At 63.2% G+C, this 21,899-nt stretch carries 18 protein-coding genes and 1 tRNA gene; 12 read left to right on the forward strand and 7 right to left on the reverse strand.

Translation table 11 applies throughout. The features are described 5' to 3' along the window. Positions 1-211: 211 nt before the first annotated feature. Together OXM58_00420 and OXM58_00425 are read right to left on the reverse strand one after the other, a co-directional pair. Entirely contained in the window at positions 212-2,221 is a 2,010-nt protein-coding gene (locus OXM58_00420) for a hypothetical protein (GenBank protein ID MDE0146811.1), read from the reverse strand. A gap of 28 nt (positions 2,222-2,249) precedes the next feature. Further along, positions 2,250-3,329 carry a LacI family DNA-binding transcriptional regulator gene (locus tag OXM58_00425; GenBank protein MDE0146812.1) on the reverse strand — a complete coding sequence of 360 codons (1,080 nt, stop codon included), beginning with the start codon at positions 3,327-3,329 and terminating at the stop codon, positions 2,250-2,252. A 283-nt stretch (positions 3,330-3,612) separates the two neighbouring features. On the opposite strand from OXM58_00425, the gene OXM58_00430 reads away from it, so the two are divergent. The 10 genes from OXM58_00430 (at position 3,613) to OXM58_00475 (ending at position 16,011) form a co-directional block, all read left to right on the forward strand. Next, positions 3,613-4,791, forward strand: coding sequence for an ABC transporter substrate-binding protein (locus OXM58_00430; protein ID MDE0146813.1), 1,179 nt, complete (start codon positions 3,613-3,615; stop codon positions 4,789-4,791). Between the two features lie 83 nt (positions 4,792-4,874). Beyond that, positions 4,875-6,650, forward strand: a complete 1,776-nt coding sequence (locus OXM58_00435) for a sugar ABC transporter ATP-binding protein (GenBank protein ID MDE0146814.1) — start codon at positions 4,875-4,877, stop codon at positions 6,648-6,650. Between the two features lie 37 nt (positions 6,651-6,687). After that, positions 6,688-7,020, forward strand: coding sequence for a hypothetical protein (locus tag OXM58_00440; GenBank protein MDE0146815.1), 333 nt, complete (start codon positions 6,688-6,690; stop codon positions 7,018-7,020). Between the two features lie 60 nt (positions 7,021-7,080). Continuing rightward, a complete protein-coding gene (locus OXM58_00445) occupies positions 7,081-9,471 on the forward strand; it encodes an ABC transporter permease (GenBank protein MDE0146816.1) in 2,391 nt (796 codons plus the stop codon). Further along, positions 9,468-10,895, forward strand: a complete 1,428-nt coding sequence (locus tag OXM58_00450; protein MDE0146817.1) for an ABC transporter permease — start codon at positions 9,468-9,470, stop codon at positions 10,893-10,895. Before OXM58_00445 ends, OXM58_00450 begins: the two co-directional genes overlap by 4 nt. A 50-nt stretch (positions 10,896-10,945) precedes the next feature. Further along, positions 10,946-11,635, forward strand: coding sequence for a bacteriorhodopsin (locus tag OXM58_00455; protein MDE0146818.1), 690 nt, complete (start codon positions 10,946-10,948; stop codon positions 11,633-11,635). Positions 11,636-11,707: 72 nt separating this feature from the next. Next, on the forward strand, positions 11,708-13,744 hold the full coding sequence (locus OXM58_00460; protein ID MDE0146819.1) for an SPFH domain-containing protein: 2,037 nt from the start codon (positions 11,708-11,710) through the stop codon (positions 13,742-13,744). A 66-nt stretch (positions 13,745-13,810) separates the two neighbouring features. After that, positions 13,811-14,200, forward strand: coding sequence for a hypothetical protein (locus OXM58_00465; protein ID MDE0146820.1), 390 nt, complete (start codon positions 13,811-13,813; stop codon positions 14,198-14,200). Between the two features lie 50 nt (positions 14,201-14,250). Continuing rightward, complete coding sequence (locus tag OXM58_00470) at positions 14,251-15,102, forward strand: alpha/beta hydrolase (GenBank protein MDE0146821.1); 852 nt, start codon at positions 14,251-14,253, stop codon at positions 15,100-15,102. 48 nt (positions 15,103-15,150) lie between these two features. Then, positions 15,151-16,011, forward strand: a complete 861-nt coding sequence (locus OXM58_00475) for an N-acyl homoserine lactonase family protein (GenBank protein MDE0146822.1) — start codon at positions 15,151-15,153, stop codon at positions 16,009-16,011. Positions 16,012-16,103: 92 nt separating this feature from the next. Here OXM58_00475 and OXM58_00480 read toward each other — a convergent pair whose 3' ends face one another. After that, positions 16,104-16,319, reverse strand: coding sequence for a hypothetical protein (locus OXM58_00480; protein MDE0146823.1), 216 nt, complete (start codon positions 16,317-16,319; stop codon positions 16,104-16,106). Positions 16,320-16,494: 175 nt separating this feature from the next. Here OXM58_00480 and OXM58_00485 point away from each other — a divergent pair. Continuing rightward, positions 16,495-16,570 (forward strand) — tRNA-Glu (locus OXM58_00485). A gap of 53 nt (positions 16,571-16,623) precedes the next feature. On the opposite strand, the gene OXM58_00490 is transcribed toward OXM58_00485, so the two are convergent. Next, positions 16,624-17,676, reverse strand: a complete 1,053-nt coding sequence (locus tag OXM58_00490; GenBank protein ID MDE0146824.1) for a glycosyltransferase family A protein — start codon at positions 17,674-17,676, stop codon at positions 16,624-16,626. Between the two features lie 146 nt (positions 17,677-17,822). On the opposite strand from OXM58_00490, the gene OXM58_00495 reads away from it, so the two are divergent. Further along, positions 17,823-18,641: an FkbM family methyltransferase gene (locus OXM58_00495; protein ID MDE0146825.1), complete on the forward strand. Its 819-nt coding sequence runs from the start codon at positions 17,823-17,825 to the stop codon at positions 18,639-18,641. Here OXM58_00495 and OXM58_00500 read toward each other — a convergent pair. The 3 genes from OXM58_00500 to OXM58_00510 form a co-directional block, all read right to left on the reverse strand. Then, positions 18,636-19,373, reverse strand: coding sequence for a methyltransferase domain-containing protein (locus tag OXM58_00500; GenBank protein ID MDE0146826.1), 738 nt, complete (start codon positions 19,371-19,373; stop codon positions 18,636-18,638). The genes OXM58_00495 and OXM58_00500 overlap by 6 nt on opposite strands. Before the next feature lie 278 nt (positions 19,374-19,651). Next, entirely contained in the window at positions 19,652-20,332 is a 681-nt protein-coding gene (locus tag OXM58_00505) for an ATP-grasp fold amidoligase family protein (GenBank protein ID MDE0146827.1), read from the reverse strand. 188 nt (positions 20,333-20,520) lie between these two features. After that, positions 20,521-21,789 carry a glycosyltransferase gene (locus OXM58_00510; GenBank protein MDE0146828.1) on the reverse strand — a complete coding sequence of 423 codons (1,269 nt, stop codon included), beginning with the start codon at positions 21,787-21,789 and terminating at the stop codon, positions 20,521-20,523. Between the last annotated feature and the right edge of the window lie 110 nt (positions 21,790-21,899).

A 21,899-nucleotide genomic window follows, 5' to 3' on the forward strand; every position in this document is an offset into this window, starting at 1 on the left:
CCCGCAGCGTGCGCGTTTCCCCGAAGCCAAATCGAAACCTATCCGGGAACCAGGGTGAAGTCAAACGCCGCCACAAACTGCCGGAAACGCGCTACACTACCCCCCCGGGGTGTCGGGCTCAGATATCGACGACAAGCGCGTGTCGGTCTCGGCTGTAGCGAGCCCCCGCAACCACCGAGACCTAACGTTTCGGCTTTTCGTGCCGTTGAACTCATCTCGACGGGTACTCGACGTGTCGAGCAGTCTTGAATCGCGAGGGCGCTGTCGAGCGGCCGGCCGTTGCGCCGTGAATGTCTTCGGACAAGGAGACGATGGGTTTCTTCGGCGCCGTGGACATTTCCAGCCCGTAGGCCAGGAACCAGACCAGAAAGACGCCGCCCCCCCACCAGAGGATGCGCCAGGCCCAGAGCGAGGGCATGGCGAAATCCCACGCATCGTAGCCGGCACCGGGCGCGCCGAACAGAAAATTGCCGACAACGCCGCCCGGCCCGGCGCCGAAAAACAGCCAGACCACGACCAGGATCCAGGCGAAGGTCCTGACGCCGCGCCGTTCGGACCGCGGTGCGGCATGGTCCTGCAGGAAATCGTGAAATTTCTGCCGGTGCTCCCTGGCCCCGTGCTCCTGGGACATGGCCGAGGCGGCGACGCAGACCAGCAGGTTGAAAAAAATGCCCCAGCCGGCGGAGTGAATGGTCCAGGGCCAGCGGCCCCACGGCAGGGTGTCGCCGGTCAGGGTCTGGCCGATGCTCTCCGTCAGGATGACGGCGAGGACGCCGGCGCCCAGGCCGTAGAGCGCGCCCTGGCGGGTGATCCACGGAAACCATATGGCGCCCAGCAGCGTCGGCCAGAGCTGAAAGGCGATCGGCAGGGCGAGCGCGCCCAACTCGATCAGCGTAACCCGGTCATAGGTGGCGAGCGCAAGGGCCAGGCCGGCGACCACCAGGATGGCGATGCGCGCGAAGAGTTTTTGGCCGCCATGCGTGGCGCCGGGCTTCAGGAACCGGCGGAACATGTCGCGACTGAGCATCGTCCCGGACGCCGCCAGATGCACCGCGCCGGTCGCCTGCATGGCGACCAGGCCGCAGACGGCGAGTAGCGCGGCGAGCCAAGGCAGCGCCTCGGCCACAGAATTTATATAGTAGGGGACGAGCGCCGCCTGCCTGCCGCCCGACAGGTCGGGCAGGACCTGTGCGACCGCCAGGCCGGCTTCGGTCACGGCTTTGTTCGCGCCCAAGAATAGCGCGCCAGCGCCCTGGATCGCCGAGAATATAAGCAGGATCGCACCGACCGCAGCGGCCGATGCCCAGACCTGCTGCGCCGCGAAGGGCCGCGGCGATTCGCTGGAAAAGGCCCAGATCGAGAAGGTCGGCGCGGCCATTACGCCGAGCAGCGCGAAAAGGAAGCTGAGGCACATCAGCCCGGTCCAGAGGCCGCCCGCCGGCGCCTCCTTGCCCAGGCCGGCGGTCCACTGGGCGACGCCCGACAGGGCGAACAGGCCGTTATAGTCGCCGCCGCCGAGGCCGCGCGTCGTGCCCCAGTCGCCGATCCGTGTCGCGGCGAGGTCGGCAAGCTTGCGGTTGAGCACTTCGAAGCCGCCGACATGGTCGAGGGCGATGAGTCCGAGCACGATCATGCCCATCGCCATCAGGATGCCCTGGAGCACGGCGACGTTGGCGATGCCCACGATGCCGCCGGCCGTTACGTAGATGACCAGGACCAGGGTGAGGCCCCACATGGCCATGTCACGCGACACGTATCCGTCCGTTACGACGCTGATTAGGAAGCCGGAGCCGCCCAGCAGTACGCCGGTGAAGGGGATGGCAAACAGCAGCGCAATCGCCAGGACGATGAGCCGGATCGCCTCGCTGCCGTAGTAGTCCGCCAGCATTTCGCCGGGCGTCATGTAGCCGAAGCGCTTGCTCAGTGCCCATTGCCGTTTCAGCAGAACGACTCCGGACAGCGGTATCGCGATCGCGCCGATGGCCGCGAAGGCATAGGAAAAGCCGTCACGAAGCACGAGGCCCGGATGCCCGGTGAAACTCCACCCGCCGAAGGCCGCTGTCGTGACCGCCATGACGAACAGCCAGACCGGCAGGCGCCGGCCGGCGACGAAATAATCGCTGGCGCTGGGCGACCGGAAACCGCAGCGCGCGCCCCAGAAAATGCAGTAGCCCCAATACAGGGTCAGGAAAATGAAGAGCCAGACGATCTTATCCGACAACGGTCTGCCCTCGCGCCCGCGGTGCCGATCATGCCGGCATGTCCGGCAAGGCCCCTGACCTTTTGCCACCCGTCGGCGGCCGAGTCGACTTGCGAACGATGATATCGCCCTTGATCTGCCAGGCGACGGTCTCGCTCTCCGCTCCGATCGAAATCTCCTCGATCAGCTTCACCGTTGCGCCGATCATCTTGGCGAGCGGCTGGGAGTAGGTCGTCAGGGAGTGCGACGGCCAGGCCGCCATTTCGATATTGTCGAGGCCCGCGACCGAGACATCCTCGGGAACCCGCAGGCCGAACTCGATCCGCACCGCCTCGATACAGCCGAGCGCGATAATATCACTGGCGCAGAACACCGCGTCGGGCCGGGGACTCCGATTCATCAGGCGGATCGCGGCGCGATAACCGGCTTCGTAGGAGAAGGAATAGCCCTCCTCGCGCCAGACGTCGGGGAAGCCGCGCGCGATGCACCGGTCGCGGAATCCGCGCCACCGGTCCAGCGTGGTCGAGGCGTTCTGGAAACCCGCTATGTAGGCCAGGCGGCGGCATCCAGTATCGATGAAATGGTCGGCAATCATGCCGCCGCCGTGGGCGTTGTCGCAGACGACGTAAAAGGTCGAGGAATCCGGGTCGCGGCGGTTGAAATAGATCAGCTTCGTTCCGGCCCGCTCGGCCACTTCCTGGGACTGGGAGGAAATGGTCACGGCCATAACGATGACGAATTCGGGCTGATAGCTGATCGCGAGCGGCAGGATATCGTCCGGGGTTTCGCCCGACGGGACGGTGAAGAGCATCAGATGCCATCCGGCTTTGCGCAGCGCTTCGCTCAGACCGCGCAGCGCCTCGGGATAGAAGGGGTTCTCGAGATGGGAGACGATGATGCCGACGATCCGGCTCTTCTGGGTGATCAGGCTCTGCGCGAACGGGTTCGGCCGGTAGCCGAGCTGGTCGGCGTAATTCAGGATCTTGCTGCGCGTTTCGGGCGCGATCACGGCTTCCTTGTTGAAGGCGCGCGAGATCGTTGAAATTGAAACGTCGAGATCCTCTGCCAGGCGCTTGGCGTTGATGCGCTTGCCGTGGGCTTCCGGTTTGCCGGCGGTCTTCTTGTCCATCGGATCTCAGGCGTCTTCGAATTGCGCTGCCACGCCAGCGGATCGGCGATCGATCCCGTCGGCGAGGTTACGACAGGCAGACAAATTTCCGCCATTCCCCCAAAAAATGCAAACGATTGCTGCAAACGATTGCACTTGATTTTTTTTCCGTTTAGTGTTGCCGCGGTCTGGCGTCGCTTCGGCTTGCGTTAGGTCTCATCACCCCGACTGCGCGGGGCGACAGCGATCGCGGGCACCGTTTCGGCCGGAACGGGCAACCAATCCGAACATTGCGGAGGATACGATGAGACATTTGGCCAAATTGGGTGTCGTGTTGGGAGCGCTTCTGCTCCTGCCGGGCCAGGCGATCGCCGAGGGCGTCGACGAACTGCCCAAGGACATCCAGGACAAGCTGTACGCGAAGGATATGCTGGACCCGATGCAGCCGATCGGGCCGAGCGCATACCGCAACTGGAAGTCGCCGAGAAAGCCGCCGTGGACGATCGGCTATGCCAGTTCCTATGCCGGCAACACCTGGCGCGCCGGCGTCATGGACCGGCTGGTTCAGAAACTAATCGCCAAATGGCAGAAGCTGGGCCTGCTCAAGGAGGTCCTCGTCACCCAGTCGAACCTGAACGACGCGCTGCAGATCCAGCAGATGCGCCAGCTCGTCGACCGCGGCGTCGACGCGCTGATCGTGTGCTGTTCGAACCCGACCGCTCTGAACGCGACGGTGAAATACGCGTTCGACAAGGGCGTTCCGACCTTTTCCTTCGTCGGCTACCTGACCTCGCCCTACTCGATCAACTCATCTTCCAACTACCAGCTGGCGGGCCATCGGATGGGCACTTGGATGGCCAAGGAGCTCGGCGGCAAGGGTAACGTTCTGGTCGTTGAGGGCATTCCGGGGACATCGGGTTCGGATTCCCAGGATCGAGGCATCAAGGCCGGCCTTGCTGCAAATCCAGGCATCAAGGTTGTCGGCAGCATCGCCGGCATGTGGACCGACCAGGTCGCCCAGGCCGAGGTGCAGAAATGGCTTGCCACCCATCCGGGGAAACTGGACGGCATCGTCGTGCAGTCGGCGGCCGAAATGGGCGTGCTCCGCGCGTTGCAGCAATCGGGCCGCAAGATGATTCCGGTCACTATCGGCGGCGAGCTCGGCGCCATCTGCTACTGGCGCAAGAACATCGACTATATCAGTTCCGCCTATCACGTCTGGCCTCCGGGCGACGATTTCGAGCTGATCTGGAACATCATGATGCGGACCCTCCAGGGCCAGGGTCCGAAGCTGCAATCGGTGCTCGTCGACGTGATCCCGTTCGGCAAGGACGACGTCAAGAAGATGATGGGGACGGATTGCGACGAGAACAACAAGCTCTGGGCGCATGTCGGCATCGAGACATGGGGCGGAAAGAAGTTCCTCGACAACTTCTTCCTGCGTCCTGCCGATCCGGAGAAATATAAGGCGTCGCAGCATTAGACGCCGTACTATCGCGGGCCGGAGCCGTAGCGGCGGCTCCGGCCGAGCGGTAGGGCAGGGTATTGGACAGCGTAGCGTCGCCGATGGACAGCCCGACGGGTGATGCCCCCAGCGCCATATCGGCGAACGGGGGGTCGTCGCGCGATGCCGTGTCGGTCGTGGACGTGCACAAGGCGTTCGGCGTCACCAAGGCGCTGGACGGATGTAGCTTCAGCGCCCGACTGGGCGAAATCCACGCGATCGTCGGCGGCAACGGTTGCGGAAAGAGCACCCTGGCGAAGGTGATGTCGGGGGTCCAGATCCCCGACAGCGGCCAGATATCCATGCTGGGCCACACGCCGCGATCGCCGATCGAAGCCCGCCGCGCCGAGATTGCCACCGTTTTTCAGGAAGTTCTGGTCGCCGACGAGTGCTCGGTCGCGGACAACCTGTTCGTCGGCGCCGACAGGCTCTGGGTAAAATCGCGCCCGTCCCGCGAGAAACTCGAGATCGCCGCCACCCTGATGGAGGAACTGACCGGCGTCGAAATCGACCCCGATATCCGTGTCGGCGGCCTGCCGCTCAGCATCAAGCAGTGGATCACCATCGGGCGCGCTCTGCTGACTGAGCCCAGGATCCTCATTCTCGACGAATCGTCCGCCGCACTCGATCTGGATTCCACCGAACGGCTGTTCGCCAAGATGCGCGAACTGCGCGACCGGGGGTGCGCGGTCATTATCGTAACTCACCGGATCGCCGAGCTGATCCGGATCAGCGACCGGGCCACGGTGATGCGCGACGGCCGCGACGTCGGCGTTCTGGAAAAGGGCGAGATCACCGAGAAAAACCTGCTGGAACTGATGACCGGCGAGCGCGATTTCGCCGAGGCGCACCACGACCGCGAAGCGCACCGGGCGCTCAGCGACGAGATCGTCATGCGCGGCGAGGGGCTGCGCATCTGGGAAGACGGCGACCGCTTCGCCTTCGACCTCAAGCGCGGCGAAATCCTGGGTGTGGCCGGACTGGACGGCCAGGGCCAGAACGAGTTCGTCCGCGCCCTGGCCGGCGTCGAACTCGCGCTGGAGGGGCTTCCCGAAGCGCGCAGCGAAGCCGGGGAATTCGTCGAGATCGCAGACCTGGAGGACGCCGAGGCGTGCAGGATCTATTACGTTTCGGGAGACCGCAAGCACGAGGGCATCTTCCCGAACCTCAGCATCTTCGAAAATCTGCTGTTTCCCCTGTATCGCAAGTCGACGCAGAAGGTGGGAATAATCGACTGGAACGATCTGGCGAGCGTGTTTTCCTGGTTCGTCGACCGTCTGTCGATCAAGATTGGGCACCGCTCCAACCTGGTCACCTCGCTCAGCGGCGGCAACCAGCAGAAGGTGCTGATCGGCCGCTCGTTCGCCATGCAGCCGAACATACTCGTCCTGAACGACCCGGCACGCGGCGTTGACGTCAGGACCAAGCGGGAACTCTACGATCATCTGCGCGACTACGCCTCGCGCGATAATGCGATCATCTTCCTGTCCAGCGAACTGGAGGAATTCATCGGACTGTGCGGCCGCGTCGTGGTGTTCCGGCACGGCAGCATCTTCGACAGCTTCATCGAGGACGAGATCGACCCGGACAGGATTCTCGAGGCGATGTTCGGTCAGACCGAAGGCGGCGGCGCGCATCGTCATCGCCACGACGACGGCGAGAGCCACTCGGCCGCCGAAATTTACGAATTCGAGGCCAGCAGGAAGCAACGCTATCCCAGGATGCAGATCGGCCGCATCAAGATCGTCGAGACGGAGGCGGAAGCCGGGTCGGCCGAAGAACACATCCCCGCTGCGGCTTCGGGCGACCGGGTCAAGGTAGTTTATTTCGACGACTAGCAGGCGGGCGACGGGCAGTTGAGGAAAGGAATCCGCCATGGGGCGTGACGGAATCAAGATCGTCGAGTTCGACCAGGAAGGCGACGGGTCGCCGCTTGACCGTTCCGACGAGAACAAGGGCGTGAAGATCGTCGAGTTCGACAACGACCTGGACGATGAGCGCAAGCCCGTTGCGACAGCGCAGGATCTCGGCCCCATCAAGATCGTCGAATTCGACGACGACCGGCCGGCCGAGCAGCCCTCGCCGCCCGCAGCGTCGCGGGCCGCCGCGAAGCCGATAAAGATCAGGGATTTCGGCGCGGAAGCCGAGACCGCCCGTAAGAGCGGAACCGGCGGAGAACGCAATATCAAGATCATGGAATTCGACTGATGATCCCGGAAGCGGGAACAATTTCCACTGTACGCCACGCAGGCCGTTGAGGGCACCGGCATGAACGTGGCCGAACTGAGGCATGCATCGTCGCCGTCGCACACCTATCTGCTGGTGCCGATCCTGCTTCTGTTCGGCCTGCTCGTCGTCGCCACGCTACGCGCGCCGACCCTGATCACCAACGCCGGGATCGGCAGCGCGATCATCGTCGCTTCGCCGCTGATTCTCGCGACCTACGCACTCACCATTATCGCGATGGCGGGCCGGGTGAGCGTCGACCTGTCCATCGGGCCGCTCATCGGGTTCATCAACGTCAGCATGGTCCAGCTCTACGCCGCCAAGATCATCACGACGCCGGTGGAATTCTTCGCCTACGCCATCGCCGTCGGTGTGCTCTATCAGTTGGTGATGGGGCTGATCATCGTTTACGTGCGGGTTCAGCCGATCATCGTCGCGCTCAGCGGCTTCCTGGCTCTGGTCGGCCTCAATCTGGTCATCCTGCGCAGGCCCGGCGGCGTGGTGCCCGAATGGATGCAGCACTGGGGCCTCGGTACGGAAATCCTGTCGCCGGTGCTGGCCATCGTCGTCGTCGCCACCCTCGCCTGGTTCGCCCTGACCCGCACCGCCTTTTTCGGCCATCTCCGGCTCATGGGGTCGGACGAGCGCACGGCCTATGCCAGCGGCGTACGCATAAACTTCGTCCGCCTGGGCGCCCATGTCATCGCGGGGGTCTACGCGGCGATGGCGGCGCTGACCTTCACCTCCCTGATCGCTTCCGGAGACCCGAACCAGGGAACGACCTACACGCTGATGGCGGTGACCGCCCTGGTGCTGGGCGGAACGAGCCTTGCCGGCGGCCGGGGCAGCATCATCGGATCCCTGTTCGGCGCCCTGAACATCTACCTGATCACCTACGTGCTCTCGACCTTCAGCTTCGGCCGGGTCCAGAGCTTCGTGACCGAGGCGGCCTACGGCGTCGTCCTCGTGGTGTCGCTGCTCCTTACCCTGGCGCTGCCGAAGCTGCCGCGCCAGGTCGCGCGGGTCTCGCCCTACGCCTTCTTCGTGCTGCTCGGTGTGCTCGCCTTCGGGGTGATCCTGTATTCCAAGGAGGAGTTGAAGCCGCCGCCCGCGCCGGCGCAGGTCTCCGGCCAGGCCCAATCCGGCGGCTCGGGGATCCAGTCGCTCGGTTCCGGGTCCGGAAGTTCGGGCAGCTCGGGCATTCAGTCTCTGGGTTCGGGTTCCGGGAGTTCGGGAGGCTCGGGCATCCAATCCCTGGGCTCTGGCTCCGGCAGTTCGAGCGGCTCGGGGATCCAGTCGCTCGGTTCGGGCTCGGGCGGTTCCGGGCTGACGGTGCTTGGCGGCGGCAAGGCCAAGGCGGCGCCGGCGGCGCCGCGCGGCACGCCGGTCGTCTATGCCGGGATCATCGTCGCCATCGTCGTCTTCCTGATCTATCTGCTGGTCCGTGGCATCAGCGCGTCGCTGATCGCCTTCATCGGCGTGCTTGCACTGCTTGTCCTGGGGCTGTCGCTCTATGGCGGGCCGCACCCGCCCGTGGCAGCGGCCGATGCCGCGTCCTCCGGGGCGGCCGGGCTGAAATACTTCCTCCTCGAATGGGCGGGGCCTTACGGCTCGGCCGCCGGAGTAAAGGCGCCGGGCGGCGCGTTCACCTCCCCTACGATCGCCCTGGCGCTGGTCGTTGCCGGAACGGTTCTGCTCGCTTCGCTGCTCATACTGATTGGCCAGACCGGCGTGCGCAGCAGGATCGGCAACGTGCCCCTGCTCTTCCTGATCGGCCTGGGCGCGGCGGCGGTGATCGTCGTCGTCTATGCGAACCAGGGCGTGTCGGCGTCGCGCGGCGCCCTGTTCACGCCGGCGCTTTGCGCGGTGCTAGTCGGTGCGCTCCTGTTCATTGTCAGCCTGCCCCGCGTGCAGCAGAGAATTGGCAACGCGACGATCCTCCCGCTCGTCATTCTTTCGATCGCCGCACTCGGTGCGATGTATTTTGCCGCCGGCCCGGCCGCCGGCCCATCGGTTTCGACGCCGGCTGCAACACCGGCGCCGGCCGGTGCTGTCGGCCAGCTTCGGCCGTCCGAACCGCTGCTGGGCGCGCTGTTCTGGGTCATCCTCGCAGCCGCGGCCCTCTACATCGGAACCCTGCCGCTGGTGCGCAAAAAAATACTGGCATACGTCGCCGAGAGCGTGGGTGTGCGTGTCTTTTCCTACAACAGCACCTTCATCGTGTTGACGTCGATCCTGTTCCTCGGTGCGATGTTCTACGCCGCCGAGGCGCCGTTGTGGAAGCTCGGGGTGGCGATCGTCGCAGCGGTCATCATCGCCCGGCGGGCCTGGAAATTCCTGCGCGGTTATCGCGGTGGCCGGCTGCTGTCGGTGGTCAGGCGCGAGCTTGGCGGACGCGGCCTTTCCCGGCAATCGACGGGAGCCGGTCGATGACCCGGTCGGCACACGTCTTCTACAAGTGGCTGGGATTCGTTTTCGCGGTCCTGATCGCCGGAGCCGGCACGATCCTCGGCGTGGTCGAGGAAATGCCGCTGCAGCACGTCATCTTCTTCACCGCCGCGACAGTCGTGCTTGTGCTGTGGGGCTGGCACCATTTCTCCATCCGCTGGGTCTACGGGCAGGACGAGATCGGCCTTGAAAGCGCCCGGCAGCCGGAAGCGGCGGCACAGCAGTCGGATCCGCAGGAAGAAGAGGAAGCGAACGAAGGCGGCGGATTCTTCAGGAACCTGCTGTACCGCATCCGGGCGATCCTGATCGGCGTCGTGCTGCTGATCATCCTGTTCCTGATCCTGACGGCGACGGTCGACGGGTTCTTCACTGCCCGCAACGTTTTCGCCTCGATCATCCTGGTGGTTCTGCTCGCGCTGGCGGTGGCGCTGAACCGCTATGTGACGACCAACAAGAGCGCGTATATCGGCGTGACCGTGCTGATCGGCCTGTTCGTCGTCGGTTCGCTGGTCGTCGACGGCTTTTTCTCGGTCATCAATTTCAAGTCGATGCTGGTGTTCGCGGCGTTTCTCGGCCTGGCCTGCCTGGGCCAGACGCTGGTCGTGCTGCTCGGCGGCCTCGACCTGTCGATCCCCTTCATTATCGGATCGGCCAACATCGCACTCGCCTACCTTTTCGGCATCGAGGGCCTGCCCAACTGGCTGGCCGTGCTGATCATCCTGGGGCTCGGCGCCTGCATCGGCGCGGTCACCGGCTTCCTGAGCTTCCGGTTGCAGGGACAGGCGCTAATCGTGTCCCTCGGCGTCGGCTTCGCCGTCGCCGGGGGGACCCAGATCGTCACCAGCATCGGCACCCGCTATGCCGGCAACGTGCACGGCGCCGTGCCGGGATGGCTGACCAATATCGCAGCGATGAACGGCGAAACCTTCGGCCTGAAAATTCCGCCGGTGATCCTGATCTGGATCGTCGTTGCGGTGCTGCTGATCATCGCGATGCGGAATACCGTTTACGGCCGCAACCTCTATGCCCTCGGCGGCAGCCGGACGGCGGCCAAACGCCTGTCCATCTCCGAAAGAAAATACTGGGTCGGCGTTTACACGATCAGCGGCTTTATTGCCGCCATGACCGGCTCGCTGCTTCTCGGCTGGAGCGGCAGCGGCTTCATCGGTGTAGGCAATCCCTACCTCTTCACGACGCTGGCGGCCGTGGTGATCGGCGGCACGTCGCTGCTCGGCGGCTGGGGCGGCTACGGGTTCACGGTGATTGGCGTACTCGTCCTGCAGGTTCTGACGTCGTTCCTCGTCGGGATCGGCCTCAACTATGAAGGGCAGCAGTTCGTGTTCGGCCTGCTGATCATCCCGCTGGTGGCGCTCTATGCCAGATCGCCGCATATCCGGAACCAGATCTGAGGCGAAAATGAGCCAGGGTTATCGATCAGTCAGGGGCGAAGGGCAGGCGAATGACTAAGTTCGTGGACCCGACCGATATCGTCGGCGCAACCTTCTGGCTGATTTCCATCGCCATGGCGGCGGCGACCGTCTTCCTGCTGTTCGAGCGCCGCCGGGTTGCGGACCGGTGGAAGGCGCCGGTCACCATCGCCGGCGCGGTGACGCTGGTTTCGGCCATCCAGTATTTCTACCTGCGCGACGTCTGGACCGCGACGGGCAAGGTCTCGACCGTCTACCGGTTCATCGACTGGCAGCTGACCGTGCCGATGCAAACGGTGATCTTCTACCTGGTGCTGGCCGCCGTCGCGGCGGTCTCGGCCGGCGTGTTCTGGCGTCTGCTGGTCGCCTCGGTGGTGATGATCGGCGCCGCCTACCTGGGCGCAGCCGGATACATGAGCCCGACGCTCGGTTTCCTGATCGCGGCCGCCGGCGGTCTCTACATCCTGGGCGAGATCTATCTGGGCGAGGCCAGCAAGGTCAATTCGGCCAGCGGCAATGCGGTCGTGCAGGGCTCGTTCAATGCGCTGCGCCTGATCGCGACGATCGGCTGGGCGATCTACCCGCTCGGCTATTTCATGGAATTCCTCGGCGGCGGCGTGGATCCGAAGAGCATCAACGTGATCTACAACCTCGCCGATTTTCTGAACAAGATCGCCTTCGGCCTGGTGGTTTACCGGGCCGCGGTGAAGGATACGGGCTGACGCGATGAAATCGGGCGCCTCCACCAAATCCGGACGCGCTATACGTCCGGCGGGAACAGGGAGACTTGAGCCGTGAGCGGAGTAGACATCATCACGGCGATCCTTCTGGCGGGGATCGCCATCGCGGTCATCGTCTATCTTCTCTACTGGCTGTACCAGCGGTCGTCGAAGGACATGTCCTTCGTGCGGACCGGCCTCGGCGGCGAGAAGGTGGTGCTGACCGGCGGCGCGCTGGTTCTTCCGATCGTTCACACCATCACGCCGGTCGGAATGCGCACCCTGCGCCTGGAGGTCCGGCGCGGCGGCGAGGGCGCCCTTATCACGCAGGACCGGATGCGCGTGGAGGTGATTGCGGAATTCTACCTGCGGGTCCGGCCGGAAAGGGAATCGGTGGCGCTGGCCGCCCAGTCGCTGGGCGACCGCACGATGGATACCGAGCGGCTGAAGGAACTGGTCCAGGGCCGTTTCGTCGACGCGCTGAGCATCGTCGCCGCCCAGATGACGATGGACGAGATGCAGGAGCAGCGCGGCAGGTATGTGCGCGACGTCAAGGGGCTGGTCGAGGACGCGCTGACCCAGAACGGCCTCGAGCTTGAAGCCGTCTCGCTCACCAGCTTCGACCAGGCCGATATCGGCCTGTTCAACCCGCAGAACGCCTTCGACGCCGAAGGCCTGACCCGGCTGACCGAGCAGATTGAGGCGCGGCGCAAGAAGCGGAACGACATCGAACAGGACACCGCGATCCAGATCCGCAACAAGAATCTCGATGCCGAAAAGCTGACGCTCGAGATCGACAAGAACAGCCACTACGCCCGCCTCGAGCAGGAGCAGGACGTTTCGGTTCGCAAGGCCAGGCAGCGCGCCGACGTCGCCAAGGAACGGGCAGAATTCGAACGCGAGGCCGAGGAAGCGGAAATCCGCGCCCGCGAGGAGGTGGAAAAGTCGCGGATTGCGCAGCAGAAGGCGATCGAGGCCGAGGCGTCCTTGCGCGAAACCCGCCTGACCGAGGAGATCGAGGCTCGCCGCAAGCACCGCAACGACGTGGAAAAGGACACCGCGATCCAAATCTGGGAGAAGAATCTTCAGGCCGAGCAAGAAAACATCCGGATCGAGCGCGAGACCGAATATCTGCGCCTCGAACAGCAGCGCGATATCGCGATGCGCCGCGCGCTGCGCGAATCCGAGACCGCCCAGGAGGAGGCCGAGCGCCGCCGGGAGGCCGAGGAAGCCGAAATCAGGGCGCACGAGGAAGTGGAGAAAACCCGGATCGGCCGGGAGCGGACCCTCGATGCCGAGCGCATCGCCCACGCCCAGGAGACCGAGCGCCTGGAGATCCAGCGCCGCCGGATTCTCGCCATCGAGGAGAAAGACCGCGCCATCGCCGTCGCCGAAAGGCAGAAGCAGGAGCTGGAAATCCTGGCCGCAGTCGAGGAGGCGCGCGCCCGGGAGACCGCTGCCGCCGAGCAGGTTACCTCGGCCAAGGAAACCGAGATCGCCGAGCGCAAGAAGAAGGTCGAAACCATCCTGGCGGCCCTGCAGGCCGAGCGCGAGGCCATCCTGCTGACCACGATCGCCGCGGCCGAGAAGACGGCCGCGCAAGACCGTATGGAAGCGGACCGGTTCTCGAGCCTGGCGGCCCAGCTGCGCTATGAGATCGACGCTGCGGGCAAGCGCGCCCTCAACGAGGCGGAGAACATGCGCAGCGACCAGAACCGCCAGAGCACCCTGCGCATGAAGCTGGTCGAGCACCTGGAAGGGATCATCCGCGAATCGGTCCGGCCGATGGAGAATATCGGCGACATCAAGATCCTCCAGGTCGATGGCTTGCCCGGCCTGAGCGGCCTCGCGCCGACCGCGATCGGCGGAGGCGGAGGGGACAATTCCTCAAGCGATCCGGATGGCGAGGGCCAGAATCCCTCCGGCCCACGCACCGGCGGCACCCTGGCGGACAATATCGTCGGCGCCGCCCTGCGCTACCGCGCCCAGGCGCCGTTCGTCGATACCCTGCTCAAGGAGATCGGCATGTCGCCGAACGAGATCACCCATATCGGCAACCTGCTGCGCGAGGAGCGCGAGGCGGAAGGCAACGCCGATGCGAACAAGAACTGACAGCGGCGGCGGCGGAAATTCCGGCGCCGGCATACCCCCCTTCGAAGACCCGACGAGGACGCAGAGATGGCCGTTGACGTGAAAACCTGGGCGTCGAAGTTCAAGAACCTGACGGACAACGACGAAACCATTCAGTGCATGGGCAGGTACTATACCTGCTCGTTCCTGTACGACATGACGGAATGCAAGGTCATCGTCGAGATGCACGACGGCAAGGTGAAGAACATCAACACCGATCCGGCGCCGCTGGATCCGTACGATTTCGCCTTGCGCGCCAGCGCCCAGACCTGGCGCGAATTCGCCAAACCGGTGCCGAAGCCGATGTTCCACGGCATCTGGGCGGCCAGTTTCTGCGAAGACCTGAAGCTCGAGGGCAACCTCCTGGTCCTGATGCAGAACCTGAGGAATTTCACGGTTCAGTTCGAGCTGCTGCGCAAGTGCGGCGTGCCCGTCTGAGCGGCCGGGTCAACCGGGATCGAGCAATTCGAATTTACAGGGAGCAGACGATGGCTCGCCATTCTCCAGTGACAGGCCGCTATGTGACGATCGAAGTCGACGGCAACGAATACAAGGTGTTCTACATCCACAACGGCAGCGGCCAGCCGCTGATTTGCCAGCACACCGCCGGAGCCCACAACCATCAGTGGCGCGGCCTGCTGGAGGACGAGGAGTTCACCCGCGAATACAACATCATCGCCTACGACCTGCCGCGCCACGGCAAGTCCGACCCGCCGCACAACCGGGAATGGTGGAAAGAGGAGTACCGGTTGACCGCCGAGCACTATGTCAACTTCATCGTCAAGCTGTGCGACGCGCTGGAGCTGAAGGACCCGATCTTCATGGGCTCGTCGTTCGGCGGCAACGTCGCGCTGCAGCTGGCGCTGCGCCGCCCGGACCGTTTCAAGGCCGTCATTCCGGTCGAGGCCGCCGACTATGCGCCGGGCTTCTTCCTCGACTGGTGGCGCCATCCCCATGCGAATGCGGCCCAGGTCTGCGCCAGCGGTGTCTGGGACCTGATGGCGCCGCAATCGCCGGACATGGACCGCTGGCTGACCTGGCACTACTACTCCCAGGGCTCCGAGGCGTTCAAAGGCGATCTCTACTTCTACTCGGTCGACCACGATCTGCGCGAGGAGCTGCAGAATATCGACGCGCGGCGCTGCCCCGTGGTGATGATGACCGGCATCTACGACTATCTGACGCCGCCGGAGGCGACCGAGAACACCGCCCGCCAGATCCGCGGCGGCGTCTATATCGAGATGGAGGATATCGGCCACTTCCCGATGAGCGAGAACCACGAGGTCTTCCGCGTCTACCTGCGCGAAGCCCTGCGCATCATCAAGGAACGCACGGGTTGACGGCCTCGGGACGGCCGGCCCGCGCCGCAGATACCTGAACCGCCGGGCATGTCAGGGTTGCAGTCGAGAGCGCCGAACGCCAACCAGGCCTGGTGGGACGGCCTGACGCGGCGCGCCCGCCGGGATACGCAGCGCCGCACGCGCGGCGACGGCATGGCGCTCTACGCCATGACCTGCGGCTGGCTGAGTTGCGATCTCAGCGAGATGCTCGCCGGCGGCGAGGGCCGGATCACCTTCCCGATCCCGGCCTACCTGATCGACCATCCCAGGGGCCTCGTCCTGTTCGACACCGGCCTGCATCCTCACAGCATCGACGACCCGCATACCTTGGTCGGCCCGCTCGCGACCGCCTTCGACGTGCGCTCAAGGCCGGGCGACGATATTGTTTCGCGTCTCGAAAGGCTGGACGTCGACCCCGGCCGCATCCGCTACATCGTCAATTCCCATCTGCATTTCGACCATACCGGCGGCAACGGATTCGTCCCCAATGCACGCGTCGTCATTCAGCAGACCGAATGGGAGGCGGGCCGCATCCCGGAACTGATCGACGCCAACTTCTATAACCCGATCAACTACGACCACGGCCATCTGGTGAAGCGGATCGATGGCGAGTTCGACCTGTTCGGCGACGGCACGGTCGTGACCATCCCGACCTTCGGCCATACGCCGGGCCACCAGTCCCTGAAGCTCAGGCTGCCGGGTGGCGAGGTCGTCCTTGCCGCCGACGCCTGCTATTTCTGCCGGACCCTGGAGAACATGCATCTGCCGTCGCTGGTCTACGACCGCGCCAGGATGCTCGATTCACTGCTCCTGCTGCGCAAGCTGCGGCGCAACGGCGCCCGGATATTCTTCGGCCACGACCCGGAATTCTGGCGCAGCATCCCGCACGCACCGCGCAGCGTGGTTTGACCAGGCTGGGGCGGCGTCGCATGCTGGCGACGGGTCATGCGACGGGGCTTACTTGAACAAAATATTTTTTTGAATCAAAAGATTATGGAGACTCAGATTGGAACTCCGATCGAATGTCGGTCTCGCTGGTTGCGAACAATCAGTTGGAAGCTGTCCCCGGTATTGGCGCTCCAGTTGACCTCGACATGTGCGCGCAGGAACCGCTCGGCCAAGGCGGCGAGCGTCGGTTCCGCTTCGGGCGCGGCCGGGAAGGGCGGCTCACCCCGCTTGATGCGGTCGATGACGATCTCCGCCTGGCGGCGGGCCACATCGGCCGTGATTTCGCCATGCCGCCCCAGGGTGACGCGCTTCGGCCCGGCCGGCCCCCGGGCCCGCGTCCGCCCGAATGCCGGGCCGGCCCCCTGACGCGCCCCGTGCCGCGCCCCGTGCCGCGCCCCTTGCCGCGGGGCGCGCGCTGCGCTATCGCTCCCCCGCCGCCGCCGCGCCCCCATCGTCTAGCGGCCTAGGACGCCGGCCTCTCACGCCGGAAACAGGGGTTCGATTCCCCTTGGGGGCGCCAGCGGGCGGGGCGGGATGGAGGAGCGGGGGCCGGAACAAGACCTGTTCAGGGCATCACGAACGGAATCGTTCCGGCGGCAAGTGAAGCTTCGGATTCACGGGCGGCGCAGCAGGCCCCCAGGCGGATATATCGGGATCGGCTTTCGGCGCCGTGCGCCCGCGCAGGCGGTCGCGGAGATAGCCAAAACAGCCGCCCGGCATACCGGCCATCCAGAGCAGGCGCGCTCTCCAGTTGGCAAGATCGCGAAATTGACGCCACGGCGACCGGCCGAGGTGCAGGCCCAGCCGCATGAGCTTGCGCCCAGCCCCGAAAAAAGACTTCGGCCTGTCAAGAAAATATCCGACATCGCCGTTCAGGATCGAAAGTGCGCGGATGTAGTTGCCGCGAGGCTGCTTGGCGATCATGACCGAGGACCGCGCCCTGTCCGAAAGATGATCTTCGCCGTCGTTCCTGAAATACCGTAGGACCGGACGGTTGACAAAGATCGTTTCGTACCTGTCGGATAAACGAAAAATAGTCACGCTTTCCGGACAGTGTTCGGAATTTGTAAGCTCGATGAGTTCCCGCGACCGGGCGACCGGGGCTTTCGATACTGTGATAAAATCGAAGCTCAGTCCCAGCCGGTAAGCCGCATTCCTGAAGGATGAGCGCACCGTTTCATTCTGGAAACTTTTCCGCGCGTCTTCATTCAGTTGGCCGACAAGAGCTCCAGATTGATCGACGCAACGGAACGCCATCTGATACGCGGACGGGATGGAATCGATCCCGGTACGCTCCCGGAAATATGCGATCGTTTCCATCGCATCGTCGAGAAGCGCATCGTCGCTATCGAGATTACATACATATTCGCCCGAGACGACTTTCAATCCGGAATTAACCGCAGCATTTACCCCTCTGTTCCGGTCGTACCGGTACCACGTAATCGGGAAGTCCGCTTCGGATTGCCAGCGGTGAAGAAGCTCAGGGGTTTCGTCCGAGGAGCCGTCGTCCACGACAACCCATTCGAAATCGCGAACCGCCTGCCGCTTCAGGCTCTCATAAGGGCGGTGCAGAACATGCGCCCGATTGTAGGTAGCCGTAAGGACGGAAACGGCGGGCCCGGTCATGTTCCCGTCCCGCCCCTGGCGGCCGATCCGCCTGCGGTCCTGAGCGCCGTCCGCGCCGTTCCGCCGTCGGCGAGACTCGAAATCGGAAACGTGATATGTGCCAAGATGGAGACTCCAGAGAACGTGCATCGGGTGTGCCGACATATATGACTGATGACAAGAGTGCCAGAGGGCTCCCGGCGGCGGAGCGGCGCAAGTTTTTCCGGCATCGGCTCTATGCCGCGCTCGGATATCAGGGGCGCATTCCGTTGCGTCTGACCGAAGTCGACGGATATTGCCGGATTGAAGCGCGCGACGGTTCGGTGTTTTGCGTTTCGCCCAAACGCTGGCGGTTCTACAAGAAAGGGCTGGCAGGCTGCCTGGACTACATGGACTCGTTCTATCAGTTCACCGCCCTCGACCCGCCGCCCGGCCCCGTTCTCGATGTCGGCGCGCATACCGGGGAGTTTGCGCTTCTGGCGCTGAACCAGGGACGGGCCGTCTACGCCGTCGAACCCGACCCGGACGCCCTCGCCTGCCTCAGGCGGAATCTGGTGGGCCGGGAGACTGCAACCATAATCGATTCGCTGGTCTGGAACGCAGAAGAAGAATTGACATTCGGTGGCGGCGCCTTGAATGGGACCAGCTCGGTCTTCATCGACGATGATGCCGAAGGATCAAACGGCGCGTTGCACCGCAGCGCCACGACCCTGGACCGGATTGCCGCGGACCACGGGATCGACACGCTCGCCTTTCTGAAAGTCGAAGCCGTAGGCGCGGAAGCTGAGGCGCTCGCAGGGGGGCGGGATCTGCTCCGGCGGACTGCGCGCATCGCCGTCAGCACCGGCCCCAAACCATACAGCAAAGGCATGACGACGACGGACGCTTGCGAGGCGCTGTTGCGCGACGCCGGGTTCACCGTACGAACGATCGATCGCCGCCACATCGTGACGATCGGTTCGCGCGGGAAGGGAGGGGGTCTATAGGGCTTCTTTTTTGGGCCGCAAAATGAATGTAAAGCTGGACGGAAGGCGCAGTCTGTTACCCGCAACAATTACCGAACTGCATCGTCCCTGGTCTCCATGGTAAAACGGCATACCGAGTATTTCCTCGATTTCAAAGCCCGAGCGCTCCAATCTTTCCAACCAGCGTGTCAATCCGAACTCGACGAATTCTCCAAAATTCGTTCTTTCTACACCGTGAACCTTAGGCAGGCGCAATCTCGAAAGCCGAAACAGCGAGTTAAAAAACTTCCAGTGCCTCGACGGCATGCTATGGACACCGACACCCGTAGGCTTCATGACGCGATGTATTTCGCCAAGGCAAAGATCAATTTCCTTGACATGCTCCAGAACGTTACTCGAATAGACCAGATCGAAAGAATCATCGGGGAATGAAGATAGATCGGTTGCATTGAGCAATACATGAGAAATATTGGACGGAATGCTACGTTCCTGTCGTTTATCCCATCGTCTTCGATCGATATCGCTACAAATCATCTGGCCGCACCGGAGTGCTAGTTTCTCGCTTTGCAAACCATCGCCCGCACCAATTTCCAGAGCGCATTTAAATTTTCGATCCCCTAGAATAGAGAGTATAATCTCAATTTCAGCCAAACGAACAAACTGGTGCCAAGTTTGCCTATCGATACAATGCTTTCGTATCTCTTGTGTAGCGAACTGAAACTGCTGGCTAACGGGCGATTTTTTCCTGGCCATAAGAGGAGTTCCTGCGATTAGTGTAATTCGTAATGTTGGAACAAATCTTTCAGATCGCCGAAATACATGCGCAACCCATAACCTGCCTCTTCAAATCCGACCGACCACTGATTTTCCGGCAGGAACCGCTGCACCGACGATTTTCCGTACACGGTGGTCACTCGCTCGTTTGGATGGTCAAGTACTGGGCGCTTTGTCCAAACAAGCTCCAGAACGGCTCTTCACGGTTTGAGACCGAAGGCTCTGAAGAAAATTTCGCGGTGCGCCGGCGACACCTGCTAATTTCCATTCTTATCATCGAAAAACGCCCCCCAAGTTATCTCGGCTTCTGCCGGCTGCAACGGCAGCAAACCGCTCCAAGGAATGAAAGTCAGTTCGCCAATTCGTATTTCTGTCGTAGTGGCATACATATCCACCCTTACGAATGGGAACGGCGCAGATAATTCCCGGGCCAGTTCCAGCATCCGGTCAAGCAGAATCGGTTTTGGTTCGTCTTTATCTTTTCCTGGATATAACGCTACAACCGGAATTCTGTTCCATTCGATATCGTAAAAGCTTTGGGACTGGATCGTAAACCTGTCGGTATCGACTTGAATCATCTTGGGAACACCACCAAAACAGAAAATCTTGTAGTCGTCAGGAACTGTATGGCCGTCTTCCGAAAAGAGTTCTTCAACAATAACCTTAGGAGCCAGATAACGATAATTTTGCTCACGGGCCACGTCATATCTGTTCATTTCGAACCATTTGGCAAGCACCCCTCGGTCCAAAGGATCGCGGGGATTGATACAAACTATGGCTTGCCCGCTCGAATGCGTAGGCTTCAACACACAAGGAAGCTTGCGAAGGACATAATCCTCAAGCTCGTTCTTGTTCCGCAATATGTCGTATGTGTCGATTACAAATTCGGAACCAACAACAGACGAAAAGTAGTGCTTTGCGTGCTCCTTGTCGGTCACGAACTGAATCAGCGGATCGTAACAGAATCCGCTCGTCTTTAGCGCAAAAAGATGATCGTTGAAGAGAGTTGCCCGGTTTTGCGGTAGACGTCCAAGTTTCTTGTAAAACCTATATCGACAATAGAGTCTATCGCCCCAGAGATTCTTCGGTAGGACTTTACGCAGAAATTTCTGTGTGCTCATGGCAGTCAGATGCTCGGACTTGAAGTGCTTTTTCTGAATTTCTGCTCGATCAGATTCTCGAACAGCGCCTCATAAGCCGCAACCGCCCGCTCCGCAGAAAAATCCCCGGCGCGGCGGCGGAGCGCTTCGACCGGCACGGTATCGCCGGCCAGCGAATCGAGAATCGCCTGCGCCATCGCCGCGGCGTCGCCGACCGGGGTGAGCCGGCCCCAGCGGCCGTTGTCGAGGATCTCGGCCGGCCCATAGGGCGCGTCGGTGCTCACCACAGGCGTGCCGCAGGCCATTGCCTCGATCAGGACGTTGGGCAGCCCCTCCCAGCGCGACGACAGCGCAAACAGCGCCGCCCGCCGCATGTAGCGGTACGGGTTCTCGTCGAAACCGAGAAAGGCGATATCCTCCGCCACGCCGAATTTTCCCGCCAGTTCCACTATCCGCGCCCGGTATTCTTCCGACAGGCCGCCGAGGATGGCAAGCCGCGCGTGAACCGTGCGGCGGACCTGGCCGAACGCGGCGGTCAGCGTCGCCCAGTCCTTTTGCGGCGCGTTGCGGAGCGCGGTCACGATTATCGGAGGCCCGTCGCCGCCGAACCAGGAATGGTCGGGTTCCGTTTCGGCCAGGCGGCGGATTTCTTCCAGCGGTTTCGCGTTGTAGATGGCGTGCATGCGGCCCGGATCGAGGCCGAGGGTTGCGACCGTATCGGCGGCGACCCCTTTCGAGACCGCAACCACCGCGTCCGCTTTCGGCATGAGCCGCCGGGCGACGGCCTGCTCCTTCCTGCTGTAGCTCAACCCGACATTGTTGCGGACGGAAACCGCGACCGGCACGGGCCGGTCCGCCAGCTCCGCCCCGAAGACGGCCGCGACGTTGGCCCGCGGCAGGGCGGAAAACAGCAGATCGGGCGCTGCTTCGCGCAGATAGCGCGCGACGTCGAGACCCCCGCGCGCCTTGGATCCGCTGAAGCCGGTCAGGGGGAAGGTCCGGCACAGGGACGGCAGGGCCCGCATCGTCGCCGGCGTGTCGAAGGCGAGCCTCGCCGCTTCGATGCCGCTGTCGCGGCAATGGTCGAGCAATGACCGGGGGCTCTTGCCGAGGCGCCGGTAATACAGTCGAAGGCCCGGCGGGATGGCGGCCCTGTAGCTGCCCGCGAAACGCAGGAGCACGAGGTCGATCCGCCAGCCCCGTCCGATCAGGGCGCCGGCGAGGGACAGCATCGCCCGCTCCGTGCCGCCGCCGCCCAGATTCGGCAGGACGATGCCAATATGCCGTTTCGGCACCCGATTTCCCCTGACGCTTCGGCACGCCATTCGTTCGATACGGTTCAGCTAAAGGCCACTTTGAAGCAAAATTGCGAGGCCACGCCAGGTTACTCTCGCAGGAATGCGAA

Source organism: Rhodospirillaceae bacterium (assembly GCA_028819475.1).
Classification (GTDB): Bacteria; Pseudomonadota; Alphaproteobacteria; order Bin65; family Bin65; genus Bin65.